We start from the raw sequence: 21,437 nt of genomic DNA on the forward strand, positions 1-21,437 counted from the left end.
ACATCGCTTCGCTGGAAACTGTATGTCTTAGTTGAAGCAATCCACAACCTCCATCCTTCACATTGCAAAGTACCAGCTCCAGAGGAGCCCTTATTCCTCTGGACACATCGGGCGAGTCCAAGAAATCAGAAACATAAAGATTACCGAGCGACAATATACTAGATAATTTTCGAGATCCGCATACTCTGCACTTATCAATGGTTCTGTATATAGTGCTATTCATGTAACTATAAATACTCTAGTAAGATTTAATTGGCTACGCTTATTATCTTCTGATCAACAAAAGCAATGCTTAGCATCCTGTCTATCTGCGCGCGCATGCTGTAACCACTCGCTATGCACCGCTCCCTGCCAGCTCGTGCTATTTGTTCTCTTTCCTCGTTATTTTCAAGGTAATACCTAACCTTCTCCAGCATCTCTTCCTTTGATTCAAAGAACTCTGCCTCTTTGCATTCCTCGAAGAATTCTAGGTGACGCCTGGTCCTCTCGCCTAGCATAAATCTACCGCAGGCAGGGATTTCTAAACTCCTGCTGGTTACTTCATCACGATTTATTTTCCTAAGAAAACAGAGATTAATCTTTGCTGCATTTATAGCTTTAACATAATCCTCACCGTAGAGCGGTTTGTTATGAATAATCAAATTTGGATTTTTACCTATCCATCTACTCCACCCATTTCCATACACGTTTACCTTAATGCCGTGCTCTGCGAGATATAGCATCCGTTCTGCCCGATCATTCTCAAATGACCCTATAAACCCGACATCACAGGCCAGCTGTTTTATATCAGATGAGGTAAGCGCCACCCTGCGGTGAAGCCTTTCATCATATGAATCCAGAAAGAGGCTAGTACGTTGCGCCCCAAGCGTTTTAAGCTCGACAAGATTATACGTCTTAGTTGTAAAAACGATGTCGTAATTCTTCAATCCGCGCAGGTACCAATATGTCTGGCTGTGCTTCGCACACATATCATCCTCGGAACACGAAACAAGCACAGAATCAGGGGAATGCCTTTTTATATACTGAAGCGTCGCTGGGCGAATAGTCACACCCTTATCAATCCAGACAACATCGAATCGATACTTATCAATCTCTGCCCGGATGGCACGATTTACGCGGGTGGGATCGGGGGGAAGTTTTAACTTCCACATAATGCGCATTAAAAGTGACAGGCTATCAATACCGGCGATGAACGGAACAGGCACAGAAGATAACGCAACGATATCATGCCCCAATATTCCTAGTGTTTCACGCCTCTGGAGACTCCTGCCACCTTCGTTTAAATCACCGACAAATAATATGCTGAGAACCTTGTTCATTTCATATTTCTGGTGTGTTAAACAATCGTCGAAAAACTCAACCGATCTGCTGCTATCGGTTAAGCGACGTATCCGCGCGATGGAGACTACACATAAAGGGCCTCTTGTATTCCCTTTACGCCTCGTTCCTGGCTATAACTCTCGATAATTTCTCTCGATCGCCTACCAAAATTTTTTCTGGCTTTCTCGTCATTCAACATTACAGAGAGGTACTGCGCCAACTTAAGGCTGTCTCCCAATGGGAATACAAAACCGTTTTCTCCATGCCTCACGATATCTGCACCACATCCCACCATGTCCGATACAATGACAGGCACCCCAAAGCACATTGCCTCATTCACCACCAAACCCCAGGTCTCGCCCAAGCCAGACGGCAATACAAAAACATCAGCAATCGCATAATAGGAGGAAAGTTCAAGCTGGTTTTTGAATCCGGTGAAGGATACTCCTGCAAGACCATGATTCGCGACGTAATTCTCAAGGTCAACACGCAGAGGCCCGTCCCCGACATACACGAGGACTGGCTTAACGCCGCCCATCCATGAATCAAGTAGAATCTCATACGCTTTCAGAAGGTCCATTGGTCTTTTCTTTTCGGTAAGCTTCCCGACAAAAAGAATAACCGGTCCATTTTCCGCAACACCTGCTGACCTCCTTAATACTATTTTGTCAACAGACAATGATTTCTGTTCATTAAAATATCTTTCATTGTCTACGGCATACGGCGCAAAAAATAGCTTGTTTTGTGGAACTTGAAAGTGCTCGTAGAATTTCTTGTTCTCTTCGCCAATATACAGAAAGGCAGAGACATGCTTGAAGAGATTCTTCAAGACCATGTTCCTCACAAGGCTCTTCAGTCCCCTATTTTTACGCATCTCCTGATTCATCGGGCTCTCGCCATGCAGAATAATGCGCGTACCGTTCAACCGCGCAGAGAGCATTGCAAGCCAATTTGAAAAGTGAGCCCAGCCGAACACCAGGATAGCATCGTAGCGATGGCGAAATATCTCCGAGACCACGCCAAAGTTCACAACACCCCAGAAGCTCGACGATGGCCTGAATGAATAATTCCTCAGAAAAGTGTATTGATACCCGTCTAGAACAGTTATGTCCCACTTTATCTTTCTCTTGAAATCTGCCTCATAAGTTTCTTTCACACCGAAATCCCAATAAAAATACGTGTGCGTAGTGAAATGCTGATTTTTTGCGAGTTTTCCAAGAAGTGGCGCCTGGTACTGGATGGGATGAGACATAAATATTGCCAGCTTCCTCTTGCGACGTTCTGGCAAGAGGTCTTTAACTAGTTGACCTACTCGCTGATTCCAGGCATCAATCCCATAAATATCGAGTGTTCGTTTGCGTAAATGCTCCCGGTCAAAAAGTAAGTGATGTGCCGATTCGGTCAAGATCGAGATTATCGCATTGGCTATGGCCTGCAAGTCGTCTGGAGGCACCAAGAGGCCTAGTTCACCTTCGAGCAGTCCCTCCCGACATCCAAAAGCGTCACTGGCTATAACCGGGACGCCACATGCCAATGATTCAATAAATACAATGCTGAATCCCTCATATTTTGATGGCAGTACATACACATCGCCAAGATTGTAATACTCGGCCCGCTCTTCGTTGGATGCCGGGCCCGCAATAATTACACTGTTCGCAAGCTCCGGGTGCTTCCTGAGAATGGCGTTTAACCGTTCATCCGTCCCGCCACCAACGATCAAGTAAACTGCGTTTGGGATTTTCTCAAGAACATACGGGAGTGATGCCAGAACTCTGTCTTGTCCCTTATGCTCTGGTGTCGAGAGCCGCGCCAGCGAAAGGATAATTGGCCGTCCTGCAATCCCGTATTTATCTATCAAATTTTGATTCTTCTTTTTTATAAAGAAAACGGAACCATCCACAGCGCTTGGCAGCATAAAGATGCGCTCATTTAAATCCGGATATTGCCTTAAAATCAGCCCTCTCGCGTATTCGGAGATAGTGATTACTCGCTCTGCCCCGAGCACCGCTCTGCGCTTGAGCCAGCCATGACTTTCAATAATTTCAATCCCATAAAGCGCAATCGTATAGGGTGTCCAAAATAATAATTTGAGAGCCAGGCAAATTGGGGAGAAATTCAAATGCCCGCAAAAAATAATATCAGGGCGCTCTTTAATGTATTTCCAAAAAACACGAAATACGAATGAGAGCTTGGCTAGAATTCCGCCTTTCCGTCTTTCCACAAGCACGATGGTTGCGCCCGTTTTCCTGAGGGCGGAATAAAAGTCCCTGTTGTACTTCTCGATACCACCGATTCGGTTGATATCTCCGGCAATAAAAAGAGATTTCATTGCTAGTTCCCGCCCGCAAAGCTAAAAGGATTCGATGCGCGAAGTTTACCTATCATGAGGATGCCCTGTCCTTTGCTGATCGCAGCAATACAATATATGCCTGCGCAGAAAACAAAATCACGATACTGATGCAGTCATAAACGTATTGTGGAATTAATCCCTTCTTCAGCCTGGTATGAGCACGTTTCTGTAGTTGAAGAAAACCCGGGTACAAAGTATTTCAAAACGGCTTCCCTTCAGAATCAATACATAGTTCGATTCAAAAAACCGTTCCAACTCAGGATGCCAGCTATCGTAAATTTCAATTCCATCCCCATACAATTTCCCAAGCTGATAAGGCTTATCCGCTATAAAGTCAAAAACTTCCTTCAAGCAGGATCTTCCATCTATCCACCTGTGGTTATATTCGAATTGCCAGACATCGACACGTCCCTGCCTGAGAATCTTGACGGCGCCATGCAGGACGCTTAGATCATGCCCTTCGGTATCGCTCTTTGCGAACAAGACATGATCAATCCGCTTCTCAGCCAAAAAATCATCAAGCCGTAGTGTGGGAACGTGCTCCACGGTCGCGCCATCAATTCTGAGCAGGGAATCTGTTCCTACCATCTCGCCAACCACGAAGAACTCTCTTTCACCCGATTGATCAGACAATGCAATCTTGTTCGTGCTAACCAGATCACTTCCCTTGAATCTCTCAGACAGATAAGCAAATGTTGATGAACTTGGTTCGAAAGCGTGCACGTAACCTGAAATTTTTTCGCGGCTAAGCAGCAGAGCCGCGCGGTTTGACCAATCTCCCTTATACGCCCCAATGTCCAGAAGGATTTGCGTCATATCGGAATCTGATTTTATTAACACGTTCCGCAACAGCCAATATTCGCCGTTCGTTTCAGGACCGCTTGAAGCCTCTCGTCTGGCCCAACAGTAAAGCTTTCGGCCTAGGCGCCAGATGAATGACCTAATGACGGGGGAATTCATCCTGATCTCCCCTATTTTCGTGATGTGGGCCCAGCGCAACCGATCGCCTCTGCCAAAACGCAGATCCTGCAGCTTCCAGGAAAAATCTCACTCCACCGCCTTGGCTATGCTGCGGAAGCTGGGGCTGCGTTCAAGCAGCTGATCGTAAGTACCCTGTGCCACCACCCGACCGCCCTCCAGTTCTACGATGGAATCGCAGCGCCGCACGGTGGTGAGGCGGTGAGCGATGAGCAGGACGGTGAGGTCGCGATTAAGCGCCGCGATGGCGTCCATCACCGACTGTTCGGTGGCATTGTCGAGGGCACTGGTGGCTTCGTCGAATACCAGGACTGTGGCCTGTTTGTAAAGCGCACGGGCGATTCCGATGCGTTGACGCTGTCCGCCGCTGAGACGAATACCGCGCTCCCCCACGTAAGCGTTGTAACCCTCGGGTCGACTCTCAATAAATTCAGCGATTTGGGCTTGGCGAGCCACCTGCCGTACTCGATCCATATCGATGTCGCCGCGCGGTACACCAAAGGCGATGTTCTCAGCCAAGGTGGTGTCAGCCAAAAAGATGTTTTGCGGCACGTGTGCAATGCTTCGCTGCCAAGCCCTGATGCGCTTGCCGCGGATGGGATGCCCATCCACCAGAAGCACGCCCTGTGTTGGCATCAACAACCCCATCAGCAGGTCGAGCGTGGTACTCTTGCCGCTGCCGGTGCTGCCGACGAAGCCCACCCGTGCTCCCTTGGGGATGACTAGATTGAGGCCGTCTAATACCCAAGGACCGTCATGGGTGTAGCGGAAACGCACAGCGTTGAAGCGGATATCTTTCTGGAAACGCAGCGGCGCGGTAGTGGGTTGCAGCACGTCTGCCGGTAGAGGTTGGTCAAGCAATTCGATGGTACCGGCCAGCGAGGCTCGGCTACCCGCAATGCTCGCCCAGGCACTATAGATCTGTTGCAGGGCCGGTAACAGGCGTTGCGCACCGAGCGCCAGCGCACCAAGCGCCGGCAGGGCCGTGGCGATACCACCAACTTGACGGCTTAGCACATAAGCCAAGACGGCTATCAGCACCATCCCCAGCGCCTCCATGGCAAAACGGGGACTTCCGCCGATAAATATGTTGTTTCCATGTGCCTGCCTCAATGGATGGTCAGCCTGGCGGTAGACATCGCAGTAAATTGGCTGGGTACCGTCCAACAACACATCGCGAATACCACCCAACCCTTCTTGCAGAGCTTTAATAACCTGGGTTTGTTCGAAAGCGATGCGCATACTGTTACGTTCTAAGCGGCGGCGTGTCAGCCAGGTGACTAGTCCATAGCTGGCGCCAAAGCCAACTATTGCCACCAAGGCAATAACCGGATCGATAACGATCAAGGCGATCATGACGGCCGTCAGCAACACGAATGAACTAATAAGCGTCAGTAACGGCAACAGTACGCCAAACACAGTGATGTTGACCTTACTGGTGATGCCGCTGATCGTGTCGCTGCTATTGCGGGCCGCGTGTACCCAATAAGGCTGGTAGAGGGTACGTCGATAAACCTCGATGCTGAGGTCAGCACCGCTGACAACCGCAAGCCGGGTGGTGACCCATAACAAAAAGATGCGGATTGCTCCCGCAATCAGAGCCGCCGTAGCAAACATAACAGTAAGAGGCAAGACCAATTGCTCAGCTGTAGCGATCCCTAGGGCCTGCGCCAAATCCGCGACGACTGGGTGGTTGAACACACGCTCAGGCGCGGTAAGTATTCCGATGAAAGGCAACACGGCACCTAAACTGACAACCTCCGCGAACGCACTGATCACCATCAACCCCAACAGCATCCCGAACTGACGTTGACGGCGTCGGCTAAGATGACGCCAAAGCTGCAACAGTAAGTCTGGTAGGCCTTCAGTGAGGATAGGTGTTTTCACTTAACTAAGCTCCCGGTGTTCCAGTTGGGAGAGATCGCGCATCAAGATAGAGACGGATTATTTCGATCTTTGTTTCGTATGTCGCACTCGGTAAGGACGAGGCATTATCGAGTGGAATTCTTCAAAATATCGGCGATTTTATTGTGCGATGCGGGGGATATTCTGCAGAAAATCCGCGTACGCATTGGCGATTCCTTCACGAAATCCGGTTTTGGCTTGCCAGCCTAGCGCACGCAAGCGAGAAACATCCAGCAGTTTGCGCGGAGTACCATCCGGTTTGGACGTATCAAAGACCAGAGATCCGCGGAAGCCGACAACATCGGCGATCAATTCGGCGACTTCACGGATGGTGATCTCCTTGCCGACCCCGATGTTGATGAACTCACCGATATCCGCGGCGTTGAATCGACCCATCAGAAATACGCAGGCGTCCGCCAAGTCATCGCTGTAAAGAAATTCGCGCTTGGGCGAACCGGTTCCCCACACCACCACCTCGTTTGCTCCTTGCGTCTTGGCTTCATGGATTTTGCGTATCAGCGCCGGCAAGACATGCGAATTTTGGAGACCATAATTGTCGCCTGGGCCATACAGGTTGGTCGGCAAGACACATAGAAAATTTGTGCCGTATTGACGATTGTAAGAGGAGCACATTTTAATACCGGTAATCTTGGCGATGGCATACGGCTCGTTGGTCGGCTCCAGAGTGCCGGTAAGGAGATGTTCCTCCTTCATCGGTTGGGGTGCATGTTTAGGATAAATGCAGCTTGATCCTAAAAATAACAGTTTCCTGACTTGATTCTCAAAAGCGGCATGTATTACATTGCCTTCCATCATCAAATTCTGGTAAATAAATTCAGCCGGATATGTATTGTTCGCAAGAATTCCACCCACTTTGCCCGCCGCCAGATAAACATATTTGGGTTTTTCTGCTTCGAAAAACGCTTTTACTGCTTTCTGATCTATGAGATCAAGTTCAGCGTGGGTACGATGGATGATGTTGAAGCAGCCTTCAGCCATTAAGCGACGTGTGATTGCCGAACCCGCCAGACCTTGATGACCGGCAACATATATTTTGCTGTCTGGGTTCAAGTGTTACTCGTGGTAATCGTACGCGGAATAGCCATGTCGCTTGACCAGTTCATCGCGCTCGGCTGATTTAAGATCTTCACGAACCATCTCGGCAACAAGCTCCTTGAATCTGATCTTCGGTTTCCACCCGAGTTTCCTTCTCGCCTTGGTTGCATCGCCTAGCAACGAATCGACTTCCGTGGGCCGGAAATACCTGGGATCGACCCTGACAATCGTCGTATTCTTTTTTGGCGCGCTCTTTACATTGCCTTCGATTCTGCCGATCACGCCGGTTTCTTTGGTACCCTTGCCGCGCCATTCGATTAAGATCCCGAGTTCGCGCGCAGCGGCATCGACAAAATCACGGACGCTGAATTGTTCTCCAGTGGCGATGACATAATCCTCCGGCCGATCCTGTTGCAACACCAGCCACTGGGCCTCCACGAAGTCGCGCGCGTGTCCCCAGTCGCGCCTGGAATCCAGATTGCCGAGGTACAGGCAATCCTGAAGTCCCAGCTTGATCCGGGCAAGTGCGCGCGTGATTTTACGAGTCACGAATGTTTCACCACGCGTGGGCGATTCATGATTAAAGAGAATACCGTTGCAGGCATACATTCCATAGGCTTCGCGGTAATTTACGGTAATCCAGTAGGCATAGAGTTTGGCCACGGCATAGGGCGACCGTGGGTAAAAAGGAGTAGTCTCGCGCTGCGGTGTTTCCTGAACATTGCCGTACAGCTCGGAGGTGGACGCCTGGTAGAAGCGTGTTTTTTTCTCCAGCCCCAGAATACGCACCGCCTCGAGCAATCGCAGTGCCCCCAAGGCGTCTGAATCCGCGGTGTATTCCGGCTCTTCAAAAGATACCGCGACGTGACTCTGGGCGGCGAGATTGTAAATTTCTTGCGGCTGGATCTGCTGGACAATGCGAATCAGGCTGCTGGAATCGGTCATGTCACCGTAGTGCAGGGTGAATTTGCGGTCTTTAACATGCGGGTCCTGGTAAAGGTGATCAATCCGATCCGTGTTGAATAGCGATGTGCGACGCTTGATGCCATGAACCTCATATCCTTTGTGCAACATGAATTCGGCGAGATAGGCGCCGTCCTGTCCGGTAATACCGGTAATAAGTGCTTTCTTGGGCATATTCATGTCGTCCGGTTGTACTTGTCCTCGAATCGCACGATATCATCCTCGCCGAGATATCCTCCGGATTGCACTTCAACAATCTCCAGCGGAATATTCCCCGGATTTTCCAGACGGTGCTTCGTGCCCAGCGGTATGTAAGTGGACTGATTTTCCGTGAGCATGAAGACTTCTTCCCCTCTTGTCACGCGGGCCGTTCCCTTTACAACCACCCAGTGCTCGGCACGATGGTGATGCATCTGGAGCGACAACGACGCACCGGGCTTGACCATCAGCCGTTTCACCTGGAAACGCTGACCGGCGTCAATGCTTTCATAATATCCCCAGGGACGATATACCCGCCGGTGGTATTGATATTCGCTTCGTTTCTCGGTTTTAAGGCGGTTGACCACTTCCTTCACGTGCTGCGAGTGGCTCTTGTGCGCAACTAGCACCGCGTCTGGCGTTTCCACGGCGATAATTTCATCGAGACCCACAGCGGCCAGCAACCGGTGTTGTGAAATCAGCAGTGAATTTCGAGTATTTTGCAAATAGGTATCGCCCTGGACGAAATTCCCCTGCTCATCCCTTTGGGAGGCTTGCAACAATGATGACCAGGCACCGATATCCGACCAGCCGGCATCCAATGACACCACGGCGGCTTTGTCCGTGGCTTCCATTACGGCATAGTCGATAGATTTCGATTGGCAGTTGCCAAATACCCGTGAATTGACTCTATAGAAATCAGAATCACGGCGTCCTTGGTCATACGCGGATTTGCAGGCGTCGAGCATCGCCGGTTGAAATTTTCTCAATTCCGCCATCCAGACGGAGGCAAGCATCATGAACATACCGCTGTTCCATAAATAATCGCCTGATGAAATATACCGACTGGCTGTTTCCAAGTCCGGTTTCTCCACAAACGCTGATACACGATGATCATCACCCTTCTTGATATATCCATATCCGGTTTCAGGAGCCGTCGGAACTATACCAAATGTAACCAAGCTGCCTTTCTGCGCCAGCGCCGCCCCTTCTCTTACTGCGGCGTGGAATTCCTTCACATTCCGAATGACGTGATCGGCCGGCATAATCAGCATCAACACGTTGTTATTGGTCGCATGTTTTAGCAACGCCAGCACTGCCAGCGTCAATGCCGGTGCGGTATTCCTCCCAACCGGTTCGAGAATCATATCCGCCGGCGTTTTTCCGATTTGCCGCAACTGCTCGGCAATCAGAAAACGGTGTTCTTCATTGCAAACCAGCAAGGGAGGAGCGACATCTTCCATTCCATCGAGACGTAGTACAGTTTGCTGCAGTAATGTCTGATCGCCAAGCAGTGGCAATAATTGCTTGGGATAGTGCTCGCGCGACAGCGGCCAAAGCCGAGTTCCGGATCCGCCAGACAGGATGACGGGGAAGATTTTCATGTCGTTAACTTTGAAAAAAAACGAGATTGGACGGGATGTTTCATGCAATTCCGTAATATGCTTTATACCAATCGACAAAACGGGAAATGCCTTCTTCAACCGGGGTGCGCGGCCGGAATCCAACATCACTCTCTAATGTTTCCATATTGGCAAATGTGACCGGTACATCGCCATCCTGCATCGGCAACATGTCAAGTTTAGCTTTTTTGCCCAAACATTTTTCCAGGATTTCTATATATCGCATCAACTCGACCGGTGAATTATTGCCTATATTGTATATGCGGTACGGCGCATAACTTCTTGCCGGATCAGGTGTCTCGCCCGACCAGGCAGAGTCCGGGTAGGCAATGTGGTCAATCGTCCGGATTACGCCTTCGACGATATCGTCAATATAGGTAAAATCACGCAGCATCTTTCCATGGTTAAACACCGGGATTGATTCACCATTAAGAATGCCTTTGGTAAATTTGAACAGCGCCATATCCGGCCTGCCCCACGGTCCGTAGACCGTAAAAAAACGCAACCCGGTGCAAGGAAGCTGATAAAGCGAAGCATAGCAATGCGCCATCAGTTCGTTGGCCTTTTTGGTGGCGGCGTAGAACGAAATCGGATGATCGACGTTGTCGTGTTCGGAGAATGGAGGTTTGGTGTTCGCGCCGTAGACGGAGCTGGAGGAGGCAAACACCAGATGGCCAACTTTCGAATGGCGGCAACCTTCGAGAATATTGCCAAAACCGACGAGGTTGGCATCGATGTAGGCGTAAGGATTCTCGATGGAGTAGCGAACGCCGGCTTGGGCGGCGAGGTGCATAACGGCGTCGAAGCGACGTTCCCGGAACAAATGCGCCATGCCTTCACGGTCAGCAATGTCCAGCTTCTGGAATCGGAAGCCATTTTGTTCCTGGCAACGTTTGAGGCGTGCTTCCTTGAGTGTGACATCGTAGTAATCATTGAGGTTATCAATCCCAAACACCTTGTCACCGCGCGCCAGCAGACGGAGTGCTAGCGCCGATCCGATAAATCCGGCGACACCCGTGATGAGGATATGTTTCACGGGTCCTTCTTCAAAAGGTTGTCGAAATAGGCCACGGTCTTCGGCAGACCCTGGTCGAGGGCAATGGTCGGTGACCAGCCAAGTTTGGTTCGGGCCAGGGCGATGTCTGGCTGGCGCTGTTTCGGGTCGTCGCTGGGCAATGGTTTGTTGACGATCTTCGATTTTGAACCGGTCAGCGCGATGACTTTCTCGGCCAGTTCGCGGATAGTGAATTCGTCCGGGTTGCCCACGTTGACCGGGCCAGTGAAGTCGTCGGGGGTGTTCATGAGCCGCACGAAGGCTTCGACCATGTCGTCGACGTAACAGAACGAACGGGTCTGCTGGCCATCGCCATAGACCGAAATGGGCTCACCCCTGAGCGCCTGGACGATGAAGTTTGAGACCACTCGGCCATCGTTTGGGTGCATCCGTGGACCATAGGTATTGAAGATGCGTGCCACCTTGATGCGCAAGTTGTGTTGGCGGAAATAATCATAAAAGAGCGTCTCGGCACAACGCTTGCCTTCGTCATAGCAGCTGCGAATTCCGATCGGGTTGACGTTGCCACAGTAGTCCTCGGTCTGCGGGTGCACGGCGGGATCTCCGTACACCTCGCTGGTGGAGGCCTGCATGATCTTGGCCTTCACCCGCTTGGCCAGTCCGAGCATATTAATGGCACCGTGCACGCTGGTCTTGGTGGTCTGCACCGGATCGAATTGGTAGTGAATTGGCGAAGCCGGACAGGCGAGGTTGTAGATTTCGTCCACTTCCACATAGAGCGGGAAGGTGACGTCGTGACGCATGTGCTCGAAGTGCGGATTGTCGAGCAGGTGCAGGATATTGTCCTTGGTGCCGGTGAAGAAGTTATCGACGCAGAGGACGTCATGGCCGTCGCCGAGCAAGCGTTCACTCAAGTGGGAGCCGAGGAAGCCGGCACCGCCGGTGATCAATATGCGCTTACGGCCGAGTATGGGTTTTTTGTTTGTCATGTGTATCCTCCGTGGGACTTTCGGACACGCTACCGCCCTGCAGAACATTAAATTCCGCACAGCTATTATTACGGCCTCCCCCTCTGAGGCAGCAAACAGTTTTAAACTCGGCTGAAGAAATTCATTCCAGCCGCAAAATATCCGGAATCAGTACCCGTTCCTTGTCGATTTCCTTGAGCAGTTGCTCGTAACTGAGCAATGGTGCGTTCAGTTCGGTCAGCACGCAAACATCATACGGTGCAGCTTGCGAAAGGTAATGCCAGACGGGAACACCGGCAAACCGGTGGCGTTCGGTATGGGGGTCCAGAATGCCGATGACCTCGACATCTCGCTCCTGCGCCCGCAGCGTCGCGATTTCCGCCAGATCGGACATCCCGTACAGCAAAATCTCCCGCCAGCCTCGCATTTCGCATTTATTGAAAACATCGATACAGGACTTGCCCGCCTGCCGATAGAAAGCAAACGAATAAGCGAGGTATTTCGTCGTGAGCCGGCTTTTTTCGGCAAAACCTTTCGGCGTCAGGTAATAAAGATAACGATTGGCCGGGGCTTCACTGATTTTAATGAAGCCCTTGCGGATACAGCGCTTGAGGTAGGAATTGGCCAGCCCCAGGGCAATGCCCATGTTGCTGGCAAGATGGCGCTGGCTGACATTGCTTTGCTTGCCGACCGCATCCAGCAGTTCCAGGACCAACTGTTCTTCCTTGTCGGTTTGAGTGTTCATTAAATGAACACTATAGACTCTCGGGTGCGAGGGTCAAGCACCCTCATTTTTCAGGCCGGTTCGATCGAAGCGGAATCCACGACGGTGCGGGCGTTTCTGCCCAGAACATCCAACAAGACGGTCACGCGGTCGCGTCCGGTCGCCGCCTGAAAAATCCCCTCGTACCCGGCGAAACTGCCCTGGGTAATCCGCACCCGGCTTCCGGGCTTGTAGCCCTCGACCGGAAGAATCTGGATCCCTTGCTCATCTTCCCGGGCCCTCAGGGCCGTGATCAAATCATTCGGGACACGTGCCGCGGACCGCCCGAAACGCACCACGGACACCACACCCAATGTGGAACGGATGGGGGCCCAATTGTCAGTCTGGTTGTTAAGATGAATAAACAGATAGCGGGGGAACATCGGCGCGATCAATGATATGCGCCTTCCCTGTCGCCGGCGCGCTTCACGCAGGATCGGCAGGTAGGTTTCGTAGCCCTGTCGCGCGAGGTTCTCACGCGCGACGCTCTCCTGGCGCATTTTGCAATAAACCAGATACCAGTGGCGCGCGGTCGAAACGTCATGCTTGCTACGCAAGGCGGAAATCAAAGCCTCCATACATGGATCCCGGCGGCAGCCAGTGCCCCGGTATTGAATCGTGATTTTACGTCAATGAAACATCCGCCACGGTCGAGTTTGTTCAGATACTCGTCTGTATTCATTGCGAGAAATTCCTTATGCGCGACGGCGACAACGATGGCCTTGGCCGCTGGCAGGCTTTCCCATGCATGCAATGTCAGTTCATGCTCCCGATGCGCATCTTCCGCGTCCGCAACCGGATCATGCACCCATACCTGCGCTCCGTATGATTTTAGTTCATGGATTACATCGACCACGCGCGTATTGCGGATATCGGGAAAATCTTCCTTGAAAGTAACACCCATGACAATGACATGACTGCCGCTGACCGAGTGGCCGGCCTGGATAATCTGCTTGATGGTCTGTTCGGCGACATATTTTCCCATCCCATCGTTGATGCGGCGACCCGCCAGAATCACTTCCGGATGATAACCGATCCGTTCCGCTTTCTGGGTAAGGTAATACGGATCCACGCCGATGCAATGTCCGCCTACCAAGCCCGGCCGAAAGGGAAGAAAATTCCATTTCGTGCCTGCCGCTTCGAGCACTTCCAGCGTGTCGATTCCAAGCTTGTTGAAAATGATAGCCAGTTCGTTCATCAGCGCGATATTGAGATCCCGCTGGGTGTTTTCGATCACTTTTGCCGCTTCGGCGGTCTTGATGTTTGACGTACGGCAGACACCGGCTTTGACGATCATTTCATATAATTTCGCCACGGCATCGAGCGTGGAGGCATCGTCGCCTGAAACAACCTTTTTAATCGTGGCCAAGGTATGATCCTTATCGCCCGGATTGATCCGCTCCGGTGAGTAGCCGACATGAAAATCCTGTTTCCACCGCATACCCGATCCTTTTTCCAGAACCGGAATGCAGACCTCTTCCGTGGCTCCCGGATACACCGTGGATTCGAAAATGACGATCGCCCTTTTCTTCATGTGCCGGGAAATGGCCTCGCAGGCGGTTCGTAACGGTTCGAAATCCGGTTGATGCGCGTCGTCCACGGGTGTGGGTACGGACACTATAATAAAATCAGCCTGCGCCAGCAGACGGGGATCGTTGGTGTATTGGAGTTTGGTCGCGGCCCGGAGGTCGCCTTCGTCGAGCCCGCCCGCCGGGTCTCGATGCCGTCGATACTGGTTCAGTTTTGTCTCGCTCAGGTCATACCCGACGGTGGTCAGGAGTTTTCCGAATTCCACCGCCAGGGGAAGACCAACATAACCCAACCCGACGACGGCGACTGTTTTGTTGCTGAATACGTGCTTGTCCATGCCGTTATGTCATGCAGTCAATGATAAATACCGGTTACCGGAGGTTGGCACTGTCATGTTGTTTCGCCAAAGTGGCAATGTACCGGCCTACTCCCTCCTCGACGGTCAGGAACGGTGTTTTATAGCCGGCGCGCCGCAATGCCGATATGTCGGCATGAGTGAAACTTTGATATTTCCCTTGCAATCCTTCCGGAAAGGGAATGTAGGAAATCAGGCCATCTTGTTGTAGCGATTCAAGATCGACGGGCGGTTCTGCGGACAGACGACGAAAGCTGTTGACCACGGCCAAGGCCACATCGTTGAAGGTTTGCGCCCTGCCGGTTCCAACGTTGAATATTCCACTTTTTTGCCGGTGTTCCAGGAAAAACAAATTTACCTTCGCAACATCCTCGATTGAAATAAAATCCCGGCGTTGCTCGCCGTTGCCAAAACCGTCACAGCCTTCGAAAAGTTTGACTTGGCCGGAATCACGGAACTGGTTGAAATGATGAAACGCCACCGATGCCATTCGACCCTTGTGACTCTCCCGTGGGCCATAAACGTTGAAATAACGAAATCCGGCGATTTGCGCGGTCCGTTTTGGCAAGTGACGTCGGACATATTCGTCAAACAACCACTTGGAATAACCGTAAACATTGAGCGGCGCTTCGCACTCGGGCGTTTCGCGAAATATCTTTCCCGCGCCGTAAACCGCCGCCGAGGAGGCATATAAATACGGTAAGCGTTTTGCCTGGCAATAATGCAATAACGACTTGGAGTACTCGTAATTATTGGCCATCATGTAGGCGCCATTATGTTCCATGGTGTCGGAACAGGCCCCTTCGTGGAACACTGCCTTGAGCTTTTTTTTGAAATGGCCGAAATTGATACGCTCGAGGAAATCCCGCTTGTCCAGATAATCGGCGATTTTACAATCTGCCAGATTCCTGAATTTGTCACCCTGCTCGAGGTCGTCAACAACCAATATATCCGTTTCGCCCCGATCATTGAGTGCCTTGACCAGATTGGCTCCGATAAAACCGGCACCACCCGTGACAACGTACATCATGCCTCCTGCGTGGACAATTCGTGGATAATTTCCGCCGGGCTGGCGGTGGCCGCCCCCAGCTTGCCCACTACTATCCCCGCGGCCATGTTCGCGAGCTGCAATGCATCTTCCATCTTGCTGCCGACGGCCCAGGCGCAACCGATTGCCGCGATCACCGTATCGCCTGCACCCGTCACATCGAACACCTCCCGGGCACGGGCCGGAATATGTATTACCTTCCCGTCTTGCATCATTAAACTCATGCCTTGCTCTCCGCGTGTGACGAGCACGCCGGCGAGATCAAGATCCCTGGCCATGGCGATGCCTTTCTTTTCAAGATCGCGATCATCGTGGAAGCGTCCGGCTACCCGCTCAAATTCCTTGCGGTTCGGCGTAATCAAACTCGCGCCACGGTATCCGCTGTACTCATCGCCCTTGGGATCAACCACGACGGGACGTGACGCCGCGCGCGCTGCCTGGATCATCTCCTGAATATAGCCAAGGCCGCCCTTGCCGTAATCCGACACAATCACAGCGTCGTGCTCCGGCAGGTGCTTCAAGTAGGTATCGAGCAATTTCACGCGCGCATCCTTGCTCACCGGGCTGTCGAAATCGATGCGAATGAGTTGTTGATGGCGCGAGATGACACGCAGTTTTACGGTGGTATTGAGCAGCTTGTCCCGGTGCAAGCGGCAGTCGATGTCAGCCTGGCCCAAAAGCCGTTCAAGGTTGTCGGCCTCGCGGTCATCGCCGCAGATTGAAAACAGTGAACAATGGGCACCCAGCGTACGTACATTCTGCGCCACGTTGGCGGCGCCACCCGGTCGCTCGTCGGCCTGCGTAACCGCCACCACGGGTACCGGCGCTTCAGGGGATATACGCTCAACATCGCCATACCAGTAGCGATCCAGCATGACGTCTCCTGCCACCAATACCCTGACCCGGGCGATTTTTTCAAGCAGTTGTGGCAACACGTTCCTTCTTGTCCTTTTCGGGATGCGTTGGCCGGTAATCATCGATTATTGATGTGCCCGGTATTATCCGGGCTATTACCGTAACTGTCGATTGACGATGCATTCGATGAACACTAATGAAGTTGAATTTCGCGGTTGATCGACTCGAGTACTGACAGTGGGTTGGCAGCGCGCGTGATCGGCCGGCCGATGACCAGATAATCCGCCCCGTCGGCCACCGCCTGCGCCGGAGAACGCGTGCGTCGCTGATCGTTGGCATCGATCCCGGATGGCCGTATCCCGGGCGTGACCAGAAGAAACGTTTTCGCAAATCGCCGGCGCAACCGCGGGGCTTCCAGCGGGGAACAGATCACGCCATCCAGGCCGGCGGCCTGGGCCAGGCTCGCAAGACGGTCGACGTGAGATGCCGTGCCGCGTTCGAGTCCCAGTTCGGCCATATCGTCGTCATCATGGCTCGTCAGCAGCGTCACGCCGGTCAGCAGCGGACGATGGCTCTTGCTGTCAATCGCCTCGCGTGCCGCCCGCATCATTTTCTTTCCTCCCAGGGCATGCACATTGATCATCCACACGCCCAGGCTGGCTGCCTGCACACAGGCGTTCGCCACGGTGGACGGAATGTCGTGAAATTTGAGATCGAGAAACACATCAAAGCCGCGCGAGACGAGATTGGCCACCACATCCGGACCACCGGAAGAGAAGAGTTCCATGCCAACCTTGAGCCGGCATTGCGACGGCGATACCTGGGAGGCAAACGCCAGGGCCGCATCGACGTCGGGGAAATCGAGGGCAACGATGATGCGCGGTCCGTACATTTATTCTTCCCGCACCGGTTTGATGGTGTTCCAGCGATTGCATCCCGGACAAAGCCAATGCAGCGCCTTGCCCTTGAATCCGCACTGTCCGCAGGCATAACCAAGGTGCTGTCCGCGAAGCTCCTCGATGATGCCTTTCAACATCAGCAGATCGTTGCGCGCCGAGTTAGAGGCCTTGACCAGATTCAGCTCCAGCAGTTTGTGCAAACCGTGAACGTTGGGGGTATGCCGCAGCCATTCCACGATGAATTTTTCCGCCGCCTCCACGCCGTCCCGGTTGCTGATGACATCGGCAAAAGCCAGCGCCAGCGACACTCCGCCATGGCGCTGCAATGAGGCTTGAAAATAATTGTATAGACCGCGCTCATCTTTAAGTTGCTTGAATGCCTCGGCAATCCGTTCCGCCACCTCGCCGAGGTAGTGAATATCCTGCTCCTCGATGAGCTGCCAGTCCTTGATGGCCTGGCGATATTTTCCTTCCTGGGCGTTAATTTCGCCGAGCAAAATACTGGCACGCACGCATTTCTCATCCACGTCCAACGCCTGCTTTAAATTTTCACGCGCGGCAGTGTGGTTTTTTCGCGCATAATTCTGATCCGCCAACTCGCAGAAGAAATGCGCGATCATTTCATTCATGTTCTTGCCTGAGACTCGGGCCAGTTTGCGAGTCACGCCGATGGCTTTTTCCCATTCCTTTTCCTGCTGGTAGATGTGCAACAAGAGCTTCAAAGCCTGTTCGCCGTGGGCCTGGATTTCGGCAAGTTCGAGAAACAAATTCTCGGCGCGGTCGAAAAGACCGGCCTTGAGATAATCCTGGCCGAGTTCCAGCAGCGCATGACTGCGCTGCTCCTTGTCCAGCGTCGGGCGCGCAATCAGATTCTGGTGGATTCGGATAGCGCGCTCGACTTCGCCCCGGCGACGAAAAAGATTGCCCAATGCCAGGTGTGTCTCGACGGTTTCCGAATTGACTTCCAGCACACGAATGAATATCTCGATGGCCTTGTCCGGTTGTTCATTCAGCAGGAAATTAAGTCCCTTGAAGTAGGCGGATGGCAAATCCAGCGACTGCCGGGCATGGCGTCTTTGCTCGATACGCGCCATGTACCAGCCGGAAGCAGCGGCCAGCGGTAACAGCAGCCACAACAGATCGGATGCATTAAATGACATCTTTGATCGGCAGTGCGCGCAGATTGATAACTTCCTGTTCGATCTGACGGATTTCCTTGCGCGCCTGCACGAGTTGACGCTGCATCCGCACCACCATGCGCAAGCTTGCAAGATACCCTGCCACAACACCGACGGTAAATGACGCCAGCAGCGCCAATGACAGCGGCCCGCTCCATTTCAGATCAAAATAATAATTAAGTTCAACCAGCTGTCTGTTCTGGAAGGCAAATGAAATACCGATGAGCAAAACCAAAATTGCCAACACAGTGTAAATTATCCGCTTCATGGGGCCTCCATCAACGCAGATGCAAGATACAAGTTACAAGATGCAAGGAAAAACTGCGTATATTCTAAGCTTGTATCTTGACACTTGTAGCTTGTATCTGATTTTCAGACATAAAAAAACGACATGGGGAAACCACATGCCGTATTGCACACCACAACCAGCAAAAGCCGCGTCACTCCGATCCGTTGTTGACGCGCTCTCTCAGCTCCTTCCCGGGTTTGAAATGGGGAACAAATTTGTCCGGCACCTGAACCGCCGCGCCAGTCTTGGGATTGCGGCCGGTACGCGGAGGACGATAATGGAGGGAAAAGCTCCCAAAACCGCGGACTTCAATGCGGTCGCCGGAAGACAAGGCGGAGGACATCTGCTCCAGGAGCTCCTTGACCGCCAACTCCACGTCACGGTAATCCAGCTGTGGTTGCTTGGCGGCCAGCAAACTGATTAGTTCTGATTTCGTCATACTCAACTCTACCTATAGAAAATAAGTAGAAAGATTTCAAGCACTTTCTGGGGGGTTGCGCAAGGACCGCCCGCGCCGCCGCCCCCGGCTGAGATCGCCGGAAAGCTCGCTTCCCCGCGCCGCGCCTGCGAATTCAGATGAGTTCCCCTGAAAATCGCTGGTTTTTCTAGGTTTCGGAATTATCCTGGCCCCCCAACTTTTCTTTGAGCTTGTCCCCCAACAAAGAAGTGGCAGAGCCCCCCTTGCGGGCATATTCCTGCACCGCTTCGTTTTCCTCCTCCATGTCCTTGGCCCGGATGGAGAGGGAAATCTTGCGATTCTTGCGGTCGATGGTGGTGATCTTGACTTCCACGCTATCGCCCTCTTTCAACACCGAGCGGGCGTCCTCGACACGGTCACGCGCGATCTCGGAAGACCTCAAGTAGCCTTCGATTTCATCGGCGAGCTTGACAACCGCCCCCTTGATTTCGACGCTCGTCACCACGCCTTTCACGACGGAACCCTTTCCGTGCGCCGTCACAAAGCTGGCAAACGGGTCGCCTTCGAGCTGTTTTACGCCGAGCGAGATGCGCTCGCGTTCGGGGTCGACCGCGAGAATCATCGCTTCGATATCATCGCCCTTTTTATAATTATGCACGGCCTCTTCGCCCGGGTGCGCCCAGGAAAGATCAGATAAATGGATCAATCCATCGATGCCGCCCTCAAGACCGACGAAAATACCGAAGTCGGTAATCGATTTGATCTTGCCGCTGATCTTGTCATTCTTGTTATGATTGGCGGCAAACTCTTCCCAGGGATTCGGCTGACATTGCTTCATGCCGAGCGAAATGCGACGGCGCTCGGTATCGATATCGAGCACCATTACCTCCACTTCGTCGCCGAGCTGCACGACTTTGGTCGGATGGATATTCTTGTTGGTCCAGTCCATCTCGGACACGTGCACCAGACCTTCCACGCCCGGTTCGATCTCCACGAACGCGCCGTAGTCGGTGATATTGGTGACCTTGCCGAACAGGCGGCCGCCTTCCGGATATCGCCGGGTGATGTCCACCCAGGGATCGTCGCCGAGTTGTTTCAGGCCCAACGACACCCGGTTGCGCTCGCGGTCATACCGCAGCACCTTGGCTTCGATCTCGTCACCGATTTTGAGAACTTCGCTCGGATGCTTCACGCGCTTCCACGCCAGATCGGTGATGTGCAGCAAACCATCGATACCGCCCAGATCGATGAACGCCCCGTAATCGGTGAGGTTCTTGACCACACCCTTGACCGTCTGGCCTTCCTCCAGGCCGGAGAGCAGCGCCTCGCGCTCGGCGGATATTTCTTTCTCGACCACGGCGCGGCGCGATACCACCACGTTATTGCGCTTGCGGTCGATTTTGATGACTTTGAATTCGAGTTCCTTGCCTTCGAGATAGCTGGGATCGCGGACCGGACGAACGTCGACGAGAGAACTGGGGAGAAATGCACGGATAGTGTTGATGACGATGGTATAGCCGCCTTTGACCTTGCCGGTCATGATGCCGGTGACGATCGATTGTTCCTCGAACGCCTTCTCCAGGTCTTCCCACACCTTGGCGCGACAGGCCTTCTCGCGCGATAACCGGGTCTCTCCCGACCCGTCCTCCAGCATCTCAATCACGACTTCCACGCGGTCGCCGATCTTGACGTTCACATCACCGTGGCTGTCCTGGAATTCGGCCACGGGAATCACGCCTTCGGACTTCAGTCCGGCGTTGACCACCACCACGTTCTCATCCACTCGCACCACTTCGCCGACGATCAGTTCGCCGGATTGCAGGTGAATTTTGTTTAAACTTTCCTCAAATAGCTGCGCAAAACTTTCAGTCATAAATATGTGTGGGTTCCGGTCGCCGGTGACGATGGTCGTGCCTGTCATGCGGCGAATAGGGTTGCTCGGGTTT

19 protein-coding genes and 1 pseudogene are annotated in these 21,437 nt (G+C 52.5%); all 20 read right to left on the reverse strand.

Features of this window, described 5'->3' with window-relative positions:
- Window positions 1-10: 10 nt before the first annotated feature.
- Window positions 11-223: pseudogene (locus WD823_RS11440) on the reverse strand (methyltransferase); the annotation flags it as partial.
- Between the two features lie 25 nt (window positions 224-248).
- Window positions 249-1,319 (reverse strand): glycosyltransferase, encoded by a 1,071-nt coding sequence (locus tag WD823_RS11445; RefSeq protein ID WP_368429624.1) that lies wholly within the window; start codon window positions 1,317-1,319, stop codon window positions 249-251.
- Window positions 1,320-1,405: 86 nt separating this feature from the next.
- Window positions 1,406-3,649, reverse strand: a complete 2,244-nt coding sequence (locus WD823_RS11450) for a glycosyltransferase family 4 protein (RefSeq protein WP_368429625.1) — start codon at window positions 3,647-3,649, stop codon at window positions 1,406-1,408.
- 165 nt (window positions 3,650-3,814) lie between these two features.
- Window positions 3,815-4,486 (reverse strand): FkbM family methyltransferase, encoded by a 672-nt coding sequence (locus WD823_RS11455; protein ID WP_368429626.1) that lies wholly within the window; start codon window positions 4,484-4,486, stop codon window positions 3,815-3,817.
- A 231-nt stretch (window positions 4,487-4,717) separates the two neighbouring features.
- The gene (locus WD823_RS11460) at window positions 4,718-6,445 is read right to left on the reverse strand and encodes an ABC transporter ATP-binding protein (RefSeq protein ID WP_368429765.1); all 1,728 of its coding nucleotides are present in this window, start codon (window positions 6,443-6,445) and stop codon (window positions 4,718-4,720) included.
- A 228-nt stretch (window positions 6,446-6,673) separates the two neighbouring features.
- Window positions 6,674-7,624: a GDP-L-fucose synthase family protein gene (locus WD823_RS11465; RefSeq protein ID WP_368429627.1), complete on the reverse strand. Its 951-nt coding sequence runs from the start codon at window positions 7,622-7,624 to the stop codon at window positions 6,674-6,676.
- Between the two features lie 3 nt (window positions 7,625-7,627).
- The gene (gene gmd / locus WD823_RS11470; RefSeq protein WP_368429628.1) at window positions 7,628-8,746 is read right to left on the reverse strand and encodes a GDP-mannose 4,6-dehydratase; all 1,119 of its coding nucleotides are present in this window, start codon (window positions 8,744-8,746) and stop codon (window positions 7,628-7,630) included.
- A gap of 2 nt (window positions 8,747-8,748) precedes the next feature.
- Window positions 8,749-10,155 (reverse strand): mannose-1-phosphate guanylyltransferase/mannose-6-phosphate isomerase, encoded by a 1,407-nt coding sequence (locus tag WD823_RS11475; RefSeq protein WP_368429629.1) that lies wholly within the window; start codon window positions 10,153-10,155, stop codon window positions 8,749-8,751.
- Window positions 10,156-10,195: 40 nt separating this feature from the next.
- Window positions 10,196-11,209 (reverse strand): NAD-dependent epimerase, encoded by a 1,014-nt coding sequence (locus WD823_RS11480; RefSeq protein WP_368429630.1) that lies wholly within the window; start codon window positions 11,207-11,209, stop codon window positions 10,196-10,198.
- The gene (locus WD823_RS11485) at window positions 11,206-12,177 is read right to left on the reverse strand and encodes a UDP-glucuronic acid decarboxylase family protein (protein ID WP_368429631.1); all 972 of its coding nucleotides are present in this window, start codon (window positions 12,175-12,177) and stop codon (window positions 11,206-11,208) included. The genes WD823_RS11480 and WD823_RS11485 overlap by 4 nt, the downstream gene beginning before the upstream one ends.
- A 121-nt stretch (window positions 12,178-12,298) precedes the next feature.
- Window positions 12,299-12,901: a winged helix-turn-helix transcriptional regulator gene (locus WD823_RS11490; protein ID WP_368429632.1), complete on the reverse strand. Its 603-nt coding sequence runs from the start codon at window positions 12,899-12,901 to the stop codon at window positions 12,299-12,301.
- Window positions 12,902-12,951: 50 nt separating this feature from the next.
- A complete protein-coding gene (gene rfaH, locus WD823_RS11495; RefSeq protein WP_368429633.1) occupies window positions 12,952-13,497 on the reverse strand; it encodes a transcription/translation regulatory transformer protein RfaH in 546 nt (181 codons plus the stop codon).
- Window positions 13,485-14,786: a nucleotide sugar dehydrogenase gene (locus tag WD823_RS11500; RefSeq protein WP_368429634.1), complete on the reverse strand. Its 1,302-nt coding sequence runs from the start codon at window positions 14,784-14,786 to the stop codon at window positions 13,485-13,487. The genes rfaH and WD823_RS11500 overlap by 13 nt, the downstream gene beginning before the upstream one ends.
- 34 nt (window positions 14,787-14,820) lie before the next feature.
- Window positions 14,821-15,834 (reverse strand): ADP-glyceromanno-heptose 6-epimerase, encoded by a 1,014-nt coding sequence (rfaD, locus tag WD823_RS11505; RefSeq protein WP_368429635.1) that lies wholly within the window; start codon window positions 15,832-15,834, stop codon window positions 14,821-14,823.
- Window positions 15,831-16,829 carry a D-glycero-beta-D-manno-heptose-7-phosphate kinase gene (gene rfaE1, locus WD823_RS11510; RefSeq protein ID WP_368429636.1) on the reverse strand — a complete coding sequence of 333 codons (999 nt, stop codon included), beginning with the start codon at window positions 16,827-16,829 and terminating at the stop codon, window positions 15,831-15,833. Before rfaE1 ends, rfaD begins: the two co-directional genes overlap by 4 nt.
- 71 nt (window positions 16,830-16,900) lie before the next feature.
- On the reverse strand, window positions 16,901-17,599 hold the full coding sequence (gene pyrF / locus WD823_RS11515; RefSeq protein WP_368429637.1) for an orotidine-5'-phosphate decarboxylase: 699 nt from the start codon (window positions 17,597-17,599) through the stop codon (window positions 16,901-16,903).
- Window positions 17,600-18,766, reverse strand: a complete 1,167-nt coding sequence (lapB, locus tag WD823_RS11520) for a lipopolysaccharide assembly protein LapB (protein ID WP_368429638.1) — start codon at window positions 18,764-18,766, stop codon at window positions 17,600-17,602.
- Window positions 18,756-19,052, reverse strand: coding sequence for a lipopolysaccharide assembly LapA domain-containing protein (locus tag WD823_RS11525; RefSeq protein ID WP_368429639.1), 297 nt, complete (start codon window positions 19,050-19,052; stop codon window positions 18,756-18,758). Before WD823_RS11525 ends, lapB begins: the two co-directional genes overlap by 11 nt.
- Before the next feature lie 172 nt (window positions 19,053-19,224).
- Complete coding sequence (locus WD823_RS11530; protein WP_368429640.1) at window positions 19,225-19,512, reverse strand: integration host factor subunit beta; 288 nt, start codon at window positions 19,510-19,512, stop codon at window positions 19,225-19,227.
- 166 nt (window positions 19,513-19,678) lie between these two features.
- A complete protein-coding gene (gene rpsA, locus WD823_RS11535) occupies window positions 19,679-21,364 on the reverse strand; it encodes a 30S ribosomal protein S1 (RefSeq protein WP_368429641.1) in 1,686 nt (561 codons plus the stop codon).
- Window positions 21,365-21,437 lie beyond the last annotated feature (73 nt).

The organism is Sulfuricaulis sp., assembly GCF_040901545.1.
Taxonomy (GTDB): Bacteria; Pseudomonadota; Gammaproteobacteria; order Acidiferrobacterales; family Sulfurifustaceae; genus Sulfuricaulis.

Excerpts from the sequence above, each read along its gene's own strand:
- WD823_RS11445 (WP_368429624.1), bottom strand. The coding sequence starts at position 1,319 with ATGAACAAGGTTCTCAGCATATTATTTGTCGGTGATTTAAACGAAGGT.
- rfaD (WP_368429635.1), bottom strand. The coding sequence starts at position 15,834 with ATGATGTACGTTGTCACGGGTGGTGCCGGTTTTATCGGAGCCAATCTG.
- WD823_RS11455 (WP_368429626.1), bottom strand. The coding sequence starts at position 4,486 with ATGACGCAAATCCTTCTGGACATTGGGGCGTATAAGGGAGATTGGTCA.
- WD823_RS11460 (WP_368429765.1), bottom strand. The coding sequence starts at position 6,445 with ATGCTGTTGGGGTTGATGGTGATCAGTGCGTTCGCGGAGGTTGTCAGT.
- lapB (WP_368429638.1), bottom strand. The coding sequence starts at position 18,766 with ATGTCATTTAATGCATCCGATCTGTTGTGGCTGCTGTTACCGCTGGCC.
- rpsA (WP_368429641.1), bottom strand. The coding sequence starts at position 21,364 with ATGACTGAAAGTTTTGCGCAGCTATTTGAGGAAAGTTTAAACAAAATT.
- rfaE1 (WP_368429636.1), bottom strand. The coding sequence starts at position 16,829 with ATGATTACCGGCCAACGCATCCCGAAAAGGACAAGAAGGAACGTGTTG.
- rfaH (WP_368429633.1), bottom strand. The coding sequence starts at position 13,497 with ATGGAGGCTTTGATTTCCGCCTTGCGTAGCAAGCATGACGTTTCGACC.
- WD823_RS11530 (WP_368429640.1), bottom strand. The coding sequence starts at position 19,512 with ATGACGAAATCAGAACTAATCAGTTTGCTGGCCGCCAAGCAACCACAG.
- WD823_RS11490 (WP_368429632.1), bottom strand. The coding sequence starts at position 12,901 with ATGAACACTCAAACCGACAAGGAAGAACAGTTGGTCCTGGAACTGCTG.
- WD823_RS11500 (WP_368429634.1), bottom strand. The coding sequence starts at position 14,786 with ATGGACAAGCACGTATTCAGCAACAAAACAGTCGCCGTCGTCGGGTTG.
- WD823_RS11525 (WP_368429639.1), bottom strand. The coding sequence starts at position 19,052 with ATGAAGCGGATAATTTACACTGTGTTGGCAATTTTGGTTTTGCTCATC.
- pyrF (WP_368429637.1), bottom strand. The coding sequence starts at position 17,599 with ATGTACGGACCGCGCATCATCGTTGCCCTCGATTTCCCCGACGTCGAT.
- WD823_RS11450 (WP_368429625.1), bottom strand. The coding sequence starts at position 3,649 with ATGAAATCTCTTTTTATTGCCGGAGATATCAACCGAATCGGTGGTATC.
- WD823_RS11475 (WP_368429629.1), bottom strand. The coding sequence starts at position 10,155 with ATGAAAATCTTCCCCGTCATCCTGTCTGGCGGATCCGGAACTCGGCTT.
- gmd (WP_368429628.1), bottom strand. The coding sequence starts at position 8,746 with ATGCCCAAGAAAGCACTTATTACCGGTATTACCGGACAGGACGGCGCC.
- WD823_RS11485 (WP_368429631.1), bottom strand. The coding sequence starts at position 12,177 with ATGACAAACAAAAAACCCATACTCGGCCGTAAGCGCATATTGATCACC.